A 17160-nucleotide genomic window follows, 5' to 3' on the forward strand; every position below is an offset into this window, starting at 1 on the left:
ATCTACCAGGCAAGGGCACGCATGGCGTGGATGGGTGGGTAGTGCCGGCCGCTGGCCGGCATGTCCCACGGTTGCCGGCCAGCGGCCGGCACTACCGTTTTTCGTGCAGATGAGGCGCATAAAGACGCGCATTTTGACTGCCACTTAACAACCGATCCCCATTCGTGCGCTGCATTTCGCATCGTCACGCGCGGTCGGTATGCTGTGCCGCATGCAGCCAAAGAAATACGCCCTCCCGCTGATGGTCCTGACCCTGGCCACCATGTCCGTGGCCCATGCGCGCGGCACGATCGACAAGGTGGACATCAAGGGATTGGACAAGGGCGACGACGCCGCGATCATCGAGAACATCCAGGAATCGCTGACGCTGTACGACACCATCGGCAAGGAACAGGGCGAGTCGCGGCTGGAATACCTGCTGTCGCAGGCCGAGCGGCAGACCCGCGAGGCGCTGGAGCCGTTTGGCTACTACAACCCGGTGATCACCGTGGAAGCGCCCCGCCAGGACGAGCGCGTTCAGGTGCATATCCGGGTGGAGAAGGGCGAGCCGGTGCGCGTGCGCCGCGAGCACATCGACATCACCGGCCCTGCCATGTACGACCAGTACCTGCAGGATGACCTGGCCGCATTCAAGCCGCGCAAGGGCCAGCGCTTCGAACACACCCAGTACGAAGCCAGCAAGATCACCATCACCCGGCGCCTGGCCGAGCGTGGCTACTTCGATGCCGACTACACCCAGCGTCAGGTGCAGGTCACCCGCGCGGAAAACGCTGCCGACATCGACCTGACCTGGGACAGCGGCCGCCGCTACAACATGGGCCCGGTGACGTTCGAGCAGGACTACTTCGTCGACAAGCTGTTCGACCCGCTGGTGTACTGGGAACAGGGCAGCTACTTCCACGAAGGCAAGCTGGACCGCCTGCGCGAGTCGCTGACCAAGCTCGATTACTTCAGCGTGATCGACATCCAGCCGCGGCCCGACCAGGCCGACGAGAACGGCGAAGTGCCGGTGGACGTGAAGCTGACCCGGGCCAAGCGCACCATCTACACCTCGGGCCTGAGCTACGGCAGCGAGAGTGGCGCGGGTGTGCGCGGCGGCATCGAGCGGCGCTACGTGAACAGCCGCGGCCACAAGATGAACACCCAGCTGGACTATGCGCAGAAGCGCAAGAGCCTGACCAGCACCTACCGCGTGCCGGCGTTCAAGTGGCTCGATGGCTGGTACGGGTTCACCGCCAGTGCCTACGATGAGCAGACCGACTACATCGACCTGCGCAACTTCAAGCTGATCGCCAGCCGCAGCGGGCAGATCAACGAGAACTGGACCGCCATCGCCTCGATGAACGCCCTGCGCGAGCGCTGGCGCTACGCCTCGGGCACCGAGTTCACCAATGCGGTCTACAACACCTCGACCCTGGTCTACCCGCAGCTGGTTGCCGACTACGTCAACGTCGACGATCCGCTGTTCCCGCGCAGCGGCATCAGCGGCACCGCCACCCTGCGCGGCGGCATCGAGGGCGCCGGTTCGGATACCAGCTTCGTGCAGGCCAACGCGGTGCTGCGCTGGTACATCCCGGTGGGCCAGAGCGATCGCCTGATCCTGCGCGGCGAAGGCGGTACGACATGGACCAGTGACCTGGTGGCGATGCCGCCGAGCCTGCGCTACTTCGCCGGTGGCGACCGCAGCATCCGCGGCTACGCCTTCCGTGAAGTGGGCCCGCGCACGCCGGCCCCGGACAAGTACGCGCTCGGCGCGAAGAACCTGGTGGTCGGCTCGGCCGAGTACGAGCATTACTTCAAGGGCGGCCCGTGGGGTGCGGCGGTGTTCGTCGACACCGGCAGCGCGTTCGACAACACCATCGACCTGCATACCGGCGTGGGCTTCGGCGTGCGCTGGAAATCGCCGGTGGGGCCGGTGCGCGTGGACATCGCGCACGGCCTGAACAACCCTGATTCGCAGTTCCAGCTGTACCTGAACATCGGAGCGGACCTGTGAGCGCGCAGACCCCGGACACCCGCACTCCGCCGCCGCCGCGCGTGCGTTTCTACCGCCGCCGCCGTTTCTGGGCATGGTCGGGCTTGGGCGTGATCGGCCTGGTGCTGCTGGCACTGCTGGCCGTGTACTGGCTGCTGCAGACCGTGGCCGGCCGCGATGTGCTGCTGGCCCAGGTGGTGGCGCGCCTGCCGGTGGGCGCCAGCTTCACCTGGGACAAAGCGGACGGCCCGGTGGCCGGGCCGCTGACCCTGTACAACGTCGATTTCCGCTACGACGACATCCACTTCCACGCCGAACGCGCGCACCTGGAGCCGGACCTGCGCCCGCTGCTGGGCCGCAAGCTGCAGCTGGACAAGCTGGAACTGACCAACGCCACGCTCAACCTGGCCAAGAGCGATGAGCCGTTCAAGCTGCCATCGTGGCCCGATTCGCTGCCGCAGATCGAGATGCCGCTGGCGATCCAGGCCGATGTCATCGCCATCGATGGGTTCCGCATCAGCCAGGCCAACGAACCGGTGATCGACATCAGCCGCGTGCGCGGCGGCATCGAGATCGCCAACGGTGAATTCCAGGCCCGGCAGCTGGTCGTGGCCAGCGACATGGGCGATTTCACCGCGCAGGGCCGCTACATCCCGGCCAAGGATTACGACACCGACGTGACCGTGACGGCCGTGCTGCCGGCACCGCGTGGACGCACCGCCGCGACCCTGGGCCTGGTGGCGCGTGGCGACCTGGCGCACATGGAAGTGGCCGTGGCCGGCCGTGCACCGCAGCCGCTGAAGGCGATGCTGGTGTTCGACGGCCGCACCGACCCGACCTGGAATGCCACGGTCCGCAGCGACGAGCTGGACCTGGCGCTGCTGTCGCCGGCGCTGGCGACCTCAGGCATCGCGCCGCTGGCACTGGATTTCACCGCCTCGGGCAAGGGCGGCAACGCCAACCTGCACGGCCGGGTGAAGCAGGGCGAGCAGGAACTGGAGCTGGCGCCGTCGGTGGTTTCGCTGCAGGACCAGGTGCTGAAGGTTTCACCGCTGGTAGTGAAGGGCCTGGGCGGCGAAGCACGCCTGGAAGGCACCGCTGATTTCAGCCAGGAAGACCAGCAGAAGCTCAATTTCTCGGTGATCGCGCAGAACCTGACCTGGGTGCCGGCGCCGGACCCGAACACCGCCGGCAGCGCACCGGTGCCGGTGACGCTGAAGGAAGCGCGCTTCGGCCTGGCCGGCACGCTGCAGGCCTGGGCCGCGATCGGCCGTGCCGACGTGCAGCGCGAGGAACAGAAGGCACAGCTGCGCTTCGACGTGCGTGGCAATGACAAGGCCGCGCAGATCCACCAGCTGCAGGCACAGACCCCGGGCGGGCAGCTGCAGGTGGAAGGCCAGGTGGCCTGGTCGCCGCAGCTGGACTGGGATGCCAAGGCGACGCTGAAGGATTTCGACCCGGGCTATTTCGTGCCGGGCTGGAATGGGCGGCTGTCCGGCAATCTTGCGTCCAAGGGCCAGCAGCTGCCGCCGCCGGCCAATGCACCGGCCGGTACCACCGGCACGCTGCAGGCGACGGTGGACCTGCCGTCGCTGAAGGGCACGCTGCGCCAGCGCAACGTCGACGCGCAGGGCAAGTTCGCCCTGCAGGGCGAACAGGGCCAGGGCGAGCTGAAGCTGACCGTGGGCAGCAGCCGGGTGACCGCGTCGGGCAAGGTGGGTGACCGCCTGGACGTCGACGCACGCTTCGAGCCGCTGCAGCTGAGCGACCTGCTGCCCGGCGCCGATGGCGGCCTGCGCGGCCAGGTGCAGGTGAAGGGCCCGCGCGATGCGCCGGACATCACCGCCGACCTGGTCGGCAACAACCTCAACTGGGATGGCTACGGCGCCGAAAGCCTGAGCATCAAGGGCCACCTGCCGTGGCGTGGCGACAGCGGCACGCTGGCCGTACAGGGCCAGCAGGTCAACGCGGGCATGCTGCTAGAGCGCTTGAACGTGGATGCACAGGGCAGCGTTTCCAACCTGCGCCTGGCCGCACAGACGCGCAACGAGATGGGCGCGATCGACCTGCAGGGCAGCGTGCGCCAGCAGGGGACGCAGTGGCGCGGGGAACTGGCCGCGCTGCGCATCGCACCGATGAAGGGCGATGCGTGGTCGCTGCGGGCACCGGCGACCTTCGCCATCAACGGCGGCACCTACACGTTGTCCGAAGCCTGCCTGGCCACCACCGGCGGTGGCGCGCTGTGCGCGCAGGCCAACTGGCCGCGTGAGGGCGTGGTGGTGCGCAGTGATGCGCTGCCGCTGTCGCTGGTGCAGCCGTGGCTGCCGCCGCAGTCGGGCCGCCGCATCTACCTGCGTGGCGATGTCAGCCTGGACGCGCAGATCCGCCCGCGCGGCAATGCCTGGGAAGGCCACGTGGAAGTGCGCTCGAAGGAAGGCGGCGTGCGCCTGGGCGAGATCCGCAACGCCGGCACCGACAGCACCCGCGGCGAACTGGTGCGCTATGACCAGTTCTCGCTGAAGCTGGACATGACCCCGGCCAGCATCAAGGGCTACCTGGGCCTGGGCTTCCAGGGCAACGGCTTCGTCGATGCGAAGATGCAGACCGGCTGGGAGGCCAGCGCGCCGTTGAACGGCGAGCTCTACCTCAACATGTCGCGGCTGTACTGGCTGGAGCTGTTCTCGCCGGACATCGTGCGCCCCACCGGCCTGATCGAAGGCCACGTGAGCCTGCGCGGCACGCGCGGCCAGCCTTCGCTGGGCGGCGATGCCACGCTGAGCAACTTCAAGGGTGAATTCCCGGCGCTGGGCCTGACCTTCGACCAGGGCAAGGGCAGCTTCGTGGCCCAGCCCGATGGCTCGGCCAAGATCACCGCGCAGGCCAACTCGGGCCAGGGCACGCTGTACGTCGACGGTGGCCTGTCCTGGTTCGGCGATGCGCAGCCGCTGCAGCTGAAGATCCACGGCGAGAACGTGCTGGTGTCCAACACCAGCGAACTGCGCATCGTCGCCAACCCCGATCTCGACTTCACCCTGGCCAAGGCGGCGATGGAGCTGCGCGGCACCGTCAACGTGCCCGAGGCCGATATCGACCTGGAGCGCCTGGACCGCGGCACCTCGGTGTCCGAGGATGTGGTGGTGCTGGACCCGGCCGACCCGGAGGAGTCGCGCACCTCGCCGCTGGACATGGACCTGACGGTGAGCCTGGGCGACAAGGTGAAGATGACCGGCTTCGGCCTGAAGGGCGGGCTGACCGGCAAGATGCAGGTGTGGGCCAAGCCCGGCCGCGAGATGACCGCCAATGGCGGGCTTGAGGTGAGCGGCCGCTACAAGGCTTACGGCCAGGACCTGACCATCACCCGCGGCAACCTCAACTGGAACTACAACGCCGTCTCCGATCCGCGCATCAACATCCGCGCCGAACGCCGCATCGGTGATGTCACCGCCGGCATCGACGTGACCGGGCGCGCGCAGCAGCCGCGCGCGGACGTGTGGTCGGACCCGGCGATGTCGCAGTCCGAAGCGCTGGCCTACCTGGTGCTGGGCCGCAGCCTGACCAACGCCAGTACCGACCAGACCCAGCAGGTCACCGCGGCCTCGGCGGCGCTGTCGGCCGGCAGCGGCCTGCTGGCCTCGCAGCTGGGCGCCAAGCTGGGCCTGGACGATGCCGGCGTGAGCCAGTCGCGCGCGCTGGGCGGTTCGGTCATCGGTTTCGGCAAATACATCTCGCCCAAGCTGTACGTCGGCTACGGCGTGTCGATGGTGGGCGCCGGTTCGGTGCTGACCCTGAAGTACCTGCTGCGCCGCGGTTTCGACGTGGAAGTGGAATCGAGCACGGTGGAAAACCGCGGCTCGCTGAACTGGCGCCGCGAGAAATGACCCCGTCGCCGGCTGCGATCAACGGTTGAACCAGCGCAGTTGGTCGCGGTGGGCGTGCAGGTCCTTGGCCCAGTAGACCAGGGCCACCACCAGCGCGGGCACGATCAGCAGGATGGCGATCATCGTGCCTGCGCCGCCGGCTTCCTCCCCGGCCGGCGCGCAGCGCTTCACGAAGCGCTGGCGGGCCATGCGCAGCACCACGGCGCTGGCCACCAGCAGCACGGGCAGCGCGGTGAAGGGAACCTCGGTGGTGCTGCGCAGTGCGAGGTGGAACGCCCCCATCACCGCGGCGACCGCCAACGGAATGGCCAGGATGCGCAGCCCCGGCAGGACCGTTGCAGCGTGCTCCGGCAGCGACTGCCAGCGCACGATCGCACGCAGCACCATGGAGCTGAGCCACAGCACCGGGGCCAGCAGCACCGCAACCGCGATGAGCAGTGCCGCGCGCTGGCCTCCGTCCAGCAGGCCATCGGACGAGGCGGGCAGCGGCCAGCTGGCGACCACGCCCCAGGTGCAGAGCAGCCCCAGGGCCAGTGCCACCAGCAACGTGCGCAGGCCGCCGGCCTGCCAATGGATGGCGTCGTCCTCGCGCCCGAAGCGTGACCAGAACGCCACCTGCCCGGCATCCAGGCCCGGTGGCAGGCGCAGGTCGTGCCAGTAGCCCAGCGCCGCCAGCAGGTTGATCGCCTGGTGTGCGCGCGACGGCTGCAGGGTGCTCAGCAGGTTGCGCCAGGCCGGGCGCGGCTCGCGCAGGCTGGGCAGCACATCGCTGCCGGGCACCAGCAGGGTGTCGCTGATGCCTGAGTAGCGGACCGCCAGCGCACCCGCACCGTCCGGTGACAGCAGCCAGCGCTGTTCGCAGCGGCGTGCCACGGCATCCAGCCAGTGCAGGTCCCAGCCCCGTACCGGGTCATCCCAGCCGAAGCATTCACCGAGCACGTCGAAGCGCGTGCGTGGCAGGGCGGGTTCGTTGTTCACCAGGTGCTGCAGTACGGCCTGGCCAATGAGACGCTTGCCGTGCAGCGACCACAGCTCCGGTTGCTGCTGCAGGGTCTGCCGCAGGAGCGCGTCATCGCCCTGTGCGGCCACCTCGACCAGCTGCGCGGCAACGGCATCGTGGTCCACCTCGTGCGTCGACGCCTGCGGCGCGCTGTGCCTGGGCGGTTCCACATCGCCGGCCAGCTGCGCCAACGCGGCCTGGTAGGCCTCGTGCAGCTGCTGGAATGCCACCGGATCATCTTCGGGCCGGGTGACCCGCAGCTGCCTGGCATAGGCGCGCTTGATGGCGCGCTCGTCGGCGTCGGCGTCCAGCCCCAGCCGTTGCATCCAATCAGTCATGCCCACTGGCCCCGCACATTGCGCCAGCCATCCCACAGCCAGAGCACGAGCGTGGCGACCAGGGCCAGTTCGGCCACCACCACCATCATGACCGTCAGCTTCAGCAGCGGCAGCGCGGCCAGCAGCAGCCAGCCGTTGAAATGCACTTCCAGGCGGCTGCGCTTCCAGAAGCGCACCAGGGCCAGCACCAGCGCCGACCACGCCAGTGCCGTGCCGGCCACGCGCAGGTCCAGGACGTGGATCAGCACCACGGCCATCACCGCCAGCAGCGGAATCAGCAGCAGGCGCGGGTAGCGCCCGCGTGGTGCCGCGGGTTCATCGCAGCTCTGCCAGCGCAGCAGCGTGTGCAGGGGCGGTGCCAGCGCGCCCGACACGGTCAGCGCGAGCAGCGCCCACAGTGCAAGCTCGGCGAAACGCTGCATGGGCCATGCGTCAGGCTCGCTGCTCTTCAGCACGCCATAGCCCAGGATCAGGGCCGACAGGGCGAGGCCACTGGCGATGCCACGCAGCAGGCCCTGCAGGCCGCGCACCACGCTCATGCGGTCGCGCTGGCCGATGCGCAGCCAGAAATCGACCTGCTGCGCGCGCAACGGTGCGGGTGCATCGGTGGCATCGTCGATGCACAGCACGTCCAGCGTGCGATTGAGGTCGCGCCCCCGCATCGGCGGCAGCGACGTCAGCAGGGCCTGCCAGGCCTTCCACGGGCGTGACAACCAGGCCAGGTGGTCGCGCGCGCCGGTGATGGTGGAAGGCAGCCCGTTCTGCCGCAGCAGCTCGGCCAGTCGCCCATGGTTGCGCGGCTGCACCACCCAGCTGCGATGCATCTGCAGGCGGTGCGCGTGCAGCGCATAGGGGTCGATGCCGCTGTGCAGATCATTCCAGCCGAAGGTCTCGACAAGCACTTCGCTGATGCCCATCGACAGCGGCGGGACGTGGTTGCACAGCTGGGCCAGCACCGCCTCGCCGATGGCAGGCTTGCTGTACAGCGACCACAGTTCGGGCTGCTGCGCCAGCCAGTCGCGCAGGGGGCCCGCCTCCAGCTGCAAGGCCCGGGCCAGGATGCCGTGCGCGCTGGCGGCCACGTCCACGGTCTGTGGGGGCGGGGGTGGGGCATCGGCGAACGCCCTGTCCGCAGGCGCGGGCGCAGGCGCAGGTTCGGGCGCGGGTTCGGATCCGCTGGCTACGTGGGCGCTGGCGGCGCTTGCTGCTTCCAATGGCACCGGCCGCTGCTGCACCCATGCAAGCGCGGCCTGGTAGGCCTCATGCAGCTGCTGGAACGCGGCCGGGTCATCGTCGGGGCGGGTCACCCGCAGGCGCTGCGCGTAGGCGCGCTTGATCGTGCGCTCGTCGGCGTCCTCGCCCAGCGCCAGCACCTCCAGGCCCCAGCTCATGCATCGCGCTCCAGCATGTCCAGCGCCTGGGACAGCTCGCGGCGCTGCTGCTCGATGTGGTGCAGGTCCTGGCCGTCCAGGGCATGGCGGAACTGCATCAGCCAGCCCTGCAGCGTGTCGCGGTGGTGGATGAACTCCTCGTACAGGCGCTCGGCGCGGGCCACCACGGCCAGGTTCTGCTGGGTGTCGCGCGGGTGGATCTTCAGGCCCTGCAGGGCGGCCAGGCGCTGCTGGATCTCGGTGGGCGACAGCAGGCCCGGGTTCTGCTCCAGGATCAGCTCATGGCGCAGGCCGCTGGCGTCCTCAGTGACTTCCACCTGCAGCAGGCCGTTGATGTCGTAGGTGAAGCGGGTGGTGACGCCGCGTTCCTCCAGCGGCCCGCGATGGGTGAGCGGCACGCGCAGCTCGCCCAGCTTGATGTTGCGGTCCACGGTCGGGCTTTCGCCCTGGTAGATGTCGATCACCACTTCGCGCTGCTGCTCCTGGATGGGGAAGAAGCGATCCTCGCGGCTGACCGGCACCACGCTGTTGCGCTGGATGATCGGGTGGAAATAGCCGCCGCGCGACTGCCCATCGGCGGTGCGGCGCGACACCTGGGTGCCCAGCGTGTAGGGGCAGACATCGGTCAGCACCACTTCGCGCAGGGCCTCGTCGCGACCCTTCAGGCCGGCGGCGACGGTGGCACCCAGGGCGATGGCATGGTCCGGGTGGATATGGCGCAGGGGCAGCCGGCCGAACATGCGGGTGACCAGGCGGCTGACCATCGGCATGCGTACCGCGCCGCCCACCAGCACGATGTCGTCCAGTGCGTCCGGCTGCAGCCGTGCATCGCGGATGGCGCGCTCGATCGGGCCGCGCATGCGCTGCAGCAGGGGATCGCACAGCCGGGCGAATGCCGCCTCGTCCAGCGACCAGTGCAGCTGGCGCTCGCCCAGCGCCAGCTCCAGCGTGCTGCTGCCGCTGTGGCTCAGTTCGCGCTTGAACAGTTCCAGATGCCGCAGCAGCTGCGCCTTCTCGCTGGCGGCCAGCGTGGCCAGGTCCAGCCGCTGGTCGGCCAGCAGGGCGTCCAGCAGCACGCGCGAGAAATCCTCGCCGCCCAGGAAATTGTCACCGGCACTGGCATGGACTTCGACCACCCCGTCGAACAGCTCCAGGATCGAGACATCGAAGGTGCCGCCGCCCAGGTCCAGCACCAGCACGCGGCCTTCGCCCTCGCGCTGCTGCAGGCCATAGGCCAGTGCTGCTGCCGTGGGCTCGTTGATCAGGCGCTCGACGCGGATGCCGGCCAGTTCGCCGGCGCTGCGCGTTGCCTTGCGCTGCGCATCGGAGAAGTACGCCGGCACGCTGATCACCGCCTCTTCCACCTTCTGCCCGAGCGCCGCCTCGGCGTCGGCCAGCAGCGAGCGCAGCACCAGGGCCGACAGTTCCTCGGGCCGGAAGCTGCGGTCGCCCAGGCGGGTCTGCCGGTCGGTGCCCATCCAGCGCTTGAAGTTCGCCACGCTGTGCGCCGGATGGCTGACCAGGCGGTCTCGCGCCGGTTGCCCGACCAGCACCGCGCCATCGGCCAGGCTGACCACCGAGGGCGTCAGCAGCTCGCCGTGTGCATTGGGGAACAACCGCCCGCCGCCTGCCTCGTAGATGCCCACCAGCGAATGGGTGGTGCCCAGGTCGATACCGACGATCATGCTGCTTCCCTGACTGCATGTGATGGAGCGCCGATTGTAGGCTGGACGAGCGGCCGATGAACGCGCCACCCCCAACCATCGGCCGTTGCCCCATCCGCCCCCAGCGGCTATGGTCCCGGGCTGTTCTGTACTGCCGGAAATGCCGATGCCTGCCCGTAAAACCCTTCCTGCCGCCCTGGCCCTGGGCCTGACCCTCGCTGCAGGCGCCCACGCCGATGAAGGCATGTGGATGCCGACCCAGCTGCCGGAGCTGGCCAAGCCGCTGCAGGCGGCCGGCTTCAAGGGCAACCCGGCCGAGCTGGCCAACGTCACCGCGCCGCCGCTGAGCGCGGTGGTGCGTGCCGGTGGTGGCACCGCCTCGTTCGTTTCCGCCGATGGCCTGCTGCTGACCAACCACCACGTGGCGATGGGCGTCATCCAGTACAACAGCTCGCCCGAGCACGACCTCATCAACGGCGGTTTCATCGCCCAGGGCCGCGCCGACGAGCGCCCGGCCAACCCGGACTTCCGCGTGCTGGTCACCGTCGGCTTCGACAAGGTGACCGACCAGGTGCTGGCCCAGGCCCGCGGCAAGACCGGCCGCGCCTACTTCGACGCCGTCGATGCGGCCAGCAAGCAGATCGTGGCCGAGTGCGAGAAAGACGGCAGCGTGCGCTGCTCGGTGGCCAACATGTACTACGGCACCGATTTCTACCGCATCGCCCAGCTGGAACTGAGCGACGTGCGCCTGGTGTACGCACCGCCGCGCGCCATCGGCAACTACGGCGATGAGATCGACAACTTCATGTGGCCGCGCCACACCGGCGATTTCACCCTGCTGCGCGCCTACGTCGGCAAGGACGGCAAGCCGGCCGCCTACAGCAAGGACAACGTGCCCTACCAGGCGCCGGCGCACCTGCAGATGTCGGTGGAAGGCCCGAAGGAAGGCGACTACGCGATGCTGGCCGGTTACCCGGGCATCACCTACCGCCACCGCACCGCGGCCGAATTCGCCGGCCAGATCGACACCGTGCTGCCGCGCCGGGTCTCGGTGTTCCAGCAGATGATCGACACCATCGAGGCGGCCACCGCCAACGATGCGCAGGCACGTACCCGCTACGCCTCGCAGCTGCAGTCGCTGAAGAACAACCGCAAGCGCGCCGCCGGCGAGCTGGAAGGCCTGCTGCGCAGCGATGCCAAGGCCCAGCGCGCTGCCGACGAAACCGCCATGCTGGCCGCCACCGACCGCAAGTACCAGGCCGACATCAAGGCGCTGCTGGCCAACCTGTCGCAGGGCGCGGCGGTGGGCGAGCGTGACCTGCTGCTGGACCAGATGGCCGCGCAGACCCAGCTGCTGCGCTCGGCCCTGCTGCTGGAACGCCTGCGCATCGAATCGGCCAAGCCGGATGCGCAGCGCGAGACCGGCTACCAGCAGCGCGACCAGGCGATGATCGAGGGCGTGCTCAAGCAGGTGCAGCGCCGCTACGCACCGGAGGTCGAGAAGGCCCTGCTGACCCGCCTGCTGACCCGCTACCAGCAGCTGCCGGACGCGCAGCGCGTGGCCGAGTTCGACGCCGCCTTCGGCCGTACCCCGGCCGAGCTGGCCAAGGCCCTGGATGGCCTGTACACCGGCACCCAGCTGGGTGACGAGGCCCAGCGCCTTTCGCGCTTCGCCTCCGCCCGCGAAGGCAAGGCCCTGGCCGCCGATCCGCTGGTGGCCGTGGCCGGCCCGCTGGTGGCCGCGCAGCTGCGCATCGAGAACGAGAGCAAGACCCGCGAAGGCGAGCAGCTGCGCCTGCGCCCGGCCTACATGCAGGCGCTGTTTGCCTGGCGTGCCAAGCAGGGCCGCGCGGTGTACCCGGATGCCAACCGCACCCTGCGCATCAGCTACGGCAAGGTGGAGGCGCTGCATCCGCGTGACGGCGTGACCTATTCGCCGGTGACCACCGTGGCCGGCATCGTCGAAAAGAACACCAACGCCTACCCGTTCGATGCACCGAAGCCGCTGCTGGCCGCCATCGCCAAGGGCGATTTCGGCAGCACCGCCGACCCGGCGCTGAAGACCCAGACGGTCAACTTCCTGACCAATCTGGACACCACCGGCGGCAACTCCGGCTCGCCGGTGCTCAACGCCAAGGGCGAACTGATCGGCCTGAACTTCGACAGCAACTGGGAATCGGTCAGCGCCAGCTGGTGGTTCGACCCGCGCTTCAAGCGTGCCGTGCACGTGGACATGCGCTACCTGCGCTGGCTGCTGGCCAAGGTCTACCCGGCGCCCGAGCTGCTGAAGGAAATGGGCGTGCCGGCCGAATAAGGCCGCTTCTGGGTGGGTGCCCATTGATTGCCGGTAGGTGCCCACCGTCCACCTCTTCTGGTGGGTGCCCACTGTCAGTGGGCACGGATGCCCCGTCACGACCAACGGTCGTGACCTACCAGAATGGCCAACGGTCGTGATCTACTGGCCCCTGTCCTGACGGAAACGCGCGCGTGGTCTCCAGCTGGATCCTGCTGCTGGTCTCGGTTGCCTATGCCGCGCTGCTGTTCGGCGTGGCGTGGTGGGGCGACCGCCGGCCGATGTACCCCGACCGGCCGTGGCTGCGGCCGGTCGTCTACAGCCTGGCGCTGGCCGTGTACTGCTCGTCGTGGACCTTCTACGGCGCGGTCGGTACCGCGGTGCGCCACGGCGTGGGCTATCTGCCCATCTACATCGGCCCGCTGCTGATGCTGCTGTTCGGCTGGCGCATCATCGAGCGCCTGGCGCTGGTGGCGCGCAGCCAGAACGTGGTGTCCATCGCCGATTTCATCTCCTCGCGCTTCGGCCGCTCGCGGCGGCTGGCCGCGCTGGTGGCGATCATTGCCCTGATCGGCATCGTTCCGTACCTGGCCCTGCAGTACAAAGCGGTGGCGATGAGCCTGCAGGTGCTGACCGGCAACGCCGGCCCGACCGGCTACTTCACCGATCCGGCGCTGTACGTGGCCCTGCTGATGGCCCTGTTCGCGACCCTGTTCGGTACCCGCCAGGTCGATGCCACCGAGCACCACCACGGCATGATGCTGGCCATCGCCTTCGAATCGGTCATCAAGCTGCTGGCGATGCTTGCGGTGGGCGTGTTCGCCTACCTGTGGCTGAGCAACCGCACCGATGCGGTGGTGCAGTCGGTGCATACGCTGTTCACCGGCCTGCCGCCGGTGGGCTTCATCTCGCAGACGCTGCTCAGTTTCCTGGCCATCATCTGCCTGCCACGCCAGTTCCACGTGGCCGTGGTCGAGTGTGGCGATGTGCGCGACGTACGCCGCGCGCGCTGGATGTTCGGCAGCTACCTGGTGCTGATTTCGGCGATGGTGCTGCCGATCGCCACCGCCGGCGTCACCCTGTTCGGCACCGGCGGTACCGTGGCCGACGATTCGATGGTGTTGGCCCTGCCGCTGGCCGAAGGCCGCAACGCGCTGGCGCTGATCGCCTACGTGGGCGGCTTCTCGGCCGCGACCGGCATGGTCATCGTGGCCTCCATCGCGCTGGCCACCATGGTCAGCAACGACCTGGTGATGCCGGTGCTGCTGCGCCGCAGTGGCGACCACCAGGAGGCGGCCGACATGGCCTCGCGCGTGCTGTGGATCCGCCGCCTGGCCATCCTGCTGCTGGCCCTGATGGCCTACAGCTACTACCGCAGCAGCAGCAACGACAGCAGCCTGGCCTCGTACGGGCTGATGGCCTTCGCCGCCGTGGCGCAGTTTGCGCCGGGCCTGATCGGCGGCCTGTACTGGCGCGGCGCCAGCCGCCGTGGCGTCGAAGCAGGCATGGTGCTGGGCTTTGCCACCTGGATGTACACCCTGCTGCTGCCGGCGATGACCATGGCCGGCTGGGTGGATGCGACCTGGGTGCAGCACGGTCCGTTCGGCGTGGAATGGCTGCGCCCGCAGCAGCTGTTCGGCATGACCGGCTGGGACCCGCTGACCCACGGCACGTTCTGGTCGCTGCTGGTCAACGCGGCCACGATGATGCTGGTGTCCGCGCGCTGGCGCCCCGGGGTGGACGAGCGCCTGCGCGCCGCGCCCTTCCTTGACCCCTACGCCGAACGCCCCTCGGTGGCGGGCGGCTGGCCCGGCCACGTGCACGTGGGCGACCTGCTGGCCCTGGCCTCGCGCGTGGTGGGTGAGCGCCACGCGCGGCGTTCGTTCTTCGAACAGGCACAGTCGCTGGGCCGCGAGCTGCAGTCCTCGGCACCGGCCGACCGGCCCTGGGTGCAGTTCACCGAGCGCCTGCTGGCCGCGTCGATCGGCGCCGCCTCCGCGCGCCTGCTGCTGACCAGCCTGCTGCGTGGCTCGGGCATGGACCTGGGTGAAGTGGTGGCGGTGCTGGACGAAGCGGGGCAGGAGCTGCGCTTCAACCGCGAGATCCTGTCCACCACGCTGGAAAACATCAGCGCCGGTGTCAGCGTGGTCGACCCGGACATGCGCCTGACGGCGTGGAACCGGCGCTACCAGGACATGTTCGGTTACCCCGACGGCATGCTCTACGTGGGCCGGCCGGTGGCCGACCTGATCCGCTACAACGCCGAACGCGGCGAGCTCGGCGAAGGTGACATCGAAGTGCAGATCAACCGCCGCATCGGTTACATGCGCGCCGGTTCACCACACGTGTTCGAACGCACGCGCAGCGACGGCAAGGTGATCGAGATGCGCGGCCAGGCGCTGCCCGGCGGCGGTTACGTGACCAGCTACAACGACATCACCGACTACAAGCACGCGGAAAAAGCACTGCTGGAAGCCAACGAAACGCTGGAACAGCGCGTGGCCGAGCGCTCGCACGAGGCCGAGGTCGCGCAGCAGTCGAAGACCCGCTTCCTCGCGGCGATCAGCCATGACGTGCTGCAGCCGCTGAATGCCGCGCGCCTGTTCGCGTCGGCATTGCGTGACAGCGACCACGTGAGCGACGAGCAGAAGCACCTGGCCGAACGCGTGGATGCTTCGCTGCGCGCGGCCGAAGAACTGCTGGATGGCCTGCTGGACGTGTCGCGGCTGGATGCCGGCGGCCTGCACCCGGTCATCGGCGAATTCGATGTGAGTGCGCTGATGCGCGAACTGGCTGCGCAGTACACGCCGGTGGCGGCGGGGCGCGGTCTGCGCCTGGACCTGTTCGCGCGTACCACCTGGGTACGCAGCGACCGCCGCCTGCTGCGCCGCGTGCTGCAGAACTTCCTTGCCAACGCGCTGCGCTACACGCGCCAGGGACGCATCGTGCTGGCCGTGCGCCAGCGTGGCGACGAAGTGGAACTGCAGGTGTGGGATACCGGTCCGGGCATCCCCGAGCACCATATGCGGCAGATCTTCGAGGAGTTCCACCGCTACCAGCAGCCCTTCGACTGGGGCGAGCAGGGGCTGGGCCTGGGCCTGTCGATCTGCCAGCGCATCTCGCGCCTGCTCGATCACCGCCTCAACGCGCGCAGCCGCGTGGGCAGTGGATCGATGTTCTCGATCATCCTGCCGCGCGTGGCGCCGTTGCCGGGCTACAGCGAGCCGCTGCTTCCCGCGCAGGCCGCCGCGCCGCCGGTGCGCAGCGACTCGCTGGCCGGGCTGCGCGTGCTGTGCGTGGACAACGACGAGGAGATCCTCGATGGCATGCGCGCGCTGCTGGGCCGCTGGCAGGTGCAGGTGATCACCGCATCGACCGTGGACCAGGCGCTGGAGAAGGTGGCCGAGCAACCGCAGGTGATGCTGGTGGACTACCACCTGCATGACCGCATGGATGGCCTGGACGCGCTGGTGGCGCTGCGCGAAGCGGCCGGCTACCCGTTGCCGGGCGCGCTGCTGACCGCCGATGGCCGCGATGAACTGAAGCGGATGGCACGCGAGCGCGGCTACCGCGTGCTGACCAAGCCGATCAAGCCGGCCTCGCTGCGCGCCTTCCTCGGCGCGCTGCGCGAGGCGAGGTAAACGCCGGGCTACCCAACCCCTTGTAGAGCCGAGCCCATGCTCGGCTGGATCGCGCCGTGCACCCGCAATTTCCACGGCAATATAGCCTTCGCTATACAAACCAGCCCTGCCTGCGCGTTTGCCCGCAGATGCGCCACGCGCGGATCGCGGTGCTAAGCTTCGCGTCCCCTTGGGGAGTAGCCGGATTCCTTCGCAGGAATCGTCCACGTCAACATACTCGGCCAGTGCGCCGTGGCGTGGACAACCATGATGGTTGGCGAGACCAGCGGCCCGCGCGCGCAACGTCAGGTTGGGCGCGAGCGCGAGCCGTGCGTCCGTCCTTGCCCGACCTTCAGCAGCCGCCAATGTCTCCTGTTTCGATCCTCCTGATCGGTTTCGCCATGTCCACCGACGCCTTCGCTGCCGCGATCGGCAAGGGTGCGGCCATGCGCAAGCCGGTATTCCGCGATGCACTGCGCGCCGGCATCATCTTCGGCGTCATCGAGGCGATCACGCCCATCATCGGCTGGCTGCTCGGCCGCGCCGCCCTGCAGTACGTCGAAGCCTTCGACCACTGGATCGCGTTCGGCCTGCTGGTCGCGCTGGGCGTGCACATGATCATCAACGGCGTGCGCCCGGACAGCGGCGAAGAGGACGAGGATCCCTCGCAGCACCACGGTTTCTGGAAGCTGGCGCTGACTGGTTTCGCCACCAGCATCGATGCCATGGCCGTGGGTATCGGCCTGGCGTTCATGGACGTGCATATCGGCGTAATGGCTGCGGTCATCGGCCTGTGCACGCTGACCATGGTCACCGCCGGCATCATGCTGGGCCGCGTGCTGGGCGGCATGGTCGGCAAGCGCGCCGAGATCATCGGCGGCGTGATCCTGGTGATCATCGGTTCGACGATCCTGTACGAACACCTGCACGGCGTGGCGTAACGCGCGGAACTGTAGAGCCGAGCCTGCGCTCGGCTCACGCGCGCAGCGCGGTTCTCAGGC

The 17160-nt window shown here is 68.9% G+C and carries 8 protein-coding genes and 1 riboswitch; of the genes, 5 read left to right on the top strand and 3 right to left on the bottom strand.

Features of this window, described 5'->3' with window-relative positions:
- The first annotated feature begins 199 nt into the window (after positions 1-199).
- The gene (locus IAE41_RS14540; protein WP_200733594.1) at positions 200-1996 is read left to right on the top strand and encodes an autotransporter assembly complex family protein; all 1797 of its coding nucleotides are present in this window, start codon (positions 200-202) and stop codon (positions 1994-1996) included.
- Positions 1993-5853 carry a translocation/assembly module TamB domain-containing protein gene (locus IAE41_RS14545; protein ID WP_200733595.1) on the top strand — a complete coding sequence of 1287 codons (3861 nt, stop codon included), beginning with the start codon at positions 1993-1995 and terminating at the stop codon, positions 5851-5853. The genes IAE41_RS14540 and IAE41_RS14545 overlap by 4 nt, the downstream gene beginning before the upstream one ends.
- An 18-nt stretch (positions 5854-5871) precedes the next feature.
- Here the strand turns inward: IAE41_RS14545 and IAE41_RS14550 are convergent, their stop codons facing one another.
- Genes IAE41_RS14550 through IAE41_RS14560 form a run of 3 tightly spaced genes read right to left on the bottom strand, consistent with a single transcriptional unit; the run spans position 5872 to position 10267 of the window.
- A complete protein-coding gene (locus IAE41_RS14550) occupies positions 5872-7191 on the bottom strand; it encodes a J domain-containing protein (protein WP_200733596.1) in 1320 nt (439 codons plus the stop codon).
- Entirely contained in the window at positions 7188-8582 is a 1395-nt protein-coding gene (locus IAE41_RS14555; protein WP_200733597.1) for a hypothetical protein, read from the bottom strand. Before IAE41_RS14555 ends, IAE41_RS14550 begins: the two co-directional genes overlap by 4 nt.
- Positions 8579-10267, bottom strand: coding sequence for a molecular chaperone HscC (locus IAE41_RS14560; protein WP_200733598.1), 1689 nt, complete (start codon positions 10265-10267; stop codon positions 8579-8581). The genes IAE41_RS14555 and IAE41_RS14560 overlap by 4 nt, the downstream gene beginning before the upstream one ends.
- 145 nt (positions 10268-10412) lie before the next feature.
- On the opposite strand from IAE41_RS14560, the gene IAE41_RS14565 reads away from it, so the two are divergent.
- The 3 genes from IAE41_RS14565 (at position 10413) to IAE41_RS14575 (ending at position 17100) form a co-directional block, all read left to right on the top strand.
- Positions 10413-12560: a S46 family peptidase gene (locus IAE41_RS14565; protein WP_200733599.1), complete on the top strand. Its 2148-nt coding sequence runs from the start codon at positions 10413-10415 to the stop codon at positions 12558-12560.
- 173 nt (positions 12561-12733) lie between these two features.
- Positions 12734-16180 (top strand): PAS domain-containing hybrid sensor histidine kinase/response regulator, encoded by a 3447-nt coding sequence (locus tag IAE41_RS14570; protein WP_200733600.1) that lies wholly within the window; start codon positions 12734-12736, stop codon positions 16178-16180.
- A 165-nt stretch (positions 16181-16345) separates the two neighbouring features.
- A riboswitch (yybP-ykoY riboswitch) is annotated at positions 16346-16514 on the top strand.
- Between the two features lie 10 nt (positions 16515-16524).
- Complete coding sequence (locus IAE41_RS14575; RefSeq protein ID WP_079224342.1) at positions 16525-17100, top strand: manganese efflux pump MntP family protein; 576 nt, start codon at positions 16525-16527, stop codon at positions 17098-17100.
- Positions 17101-17160 lie beyond the last annotated feature (60 nt).

Origin of the sequence: Stenotrophomonas sp. S39 (assembly GCF_016624665.1) — a bacterium.
GTDB lineage: Bacteria > Pseudomonadota > Gammaproteobacteria > Xanthomonadales > Xanthomonadaceae > Stenotrophomonas.

Coding starts and splice junctions, on each gene's coding strand:
- IAE41_RS14555 (WP_200733597.1), bottom strand. CDS start 8,582: ATGAGCTGGGGCCTGGAGGTGCTGGCGCTGGGCGAGGACGCCGACGAG.
- IAE41_RS14565 (WP_200733599.1), top strand. CDS start 10,413: ATGCCTGCCCGTAAAACCCTTCCTGCCGCCCTGGCCCTGGGCCTGACC.
- IAE41_RS14540 (WP_200733594.1), top strand. CDS start 200: ATGCTGTGCCGCATGCAGCCAAAGAAATACGCCCTCCCGCTGATGGTC.
- IAE41_RS14550 (WP_200733596.1), bottom strand. CDS start 7,191: ATGACTGATTGGATGCAACGGCTGGGGCTGGACGCCGACGCCGACGAG.
- IAE41_RS14560 (WP_200733598.1), bottom strand. CDS start 10,267: ATGATCGTCGGTATCGACCTGGGCACCACCCATTCGCTGGTGGGCATC.
- IAE41_RS14575 (WP_079224342.1), top strand. CDS start 16,525: ATGTCTCCTGTTTCGATCCTCCTGATCGGTTTCGCCATGTCCACCGAC.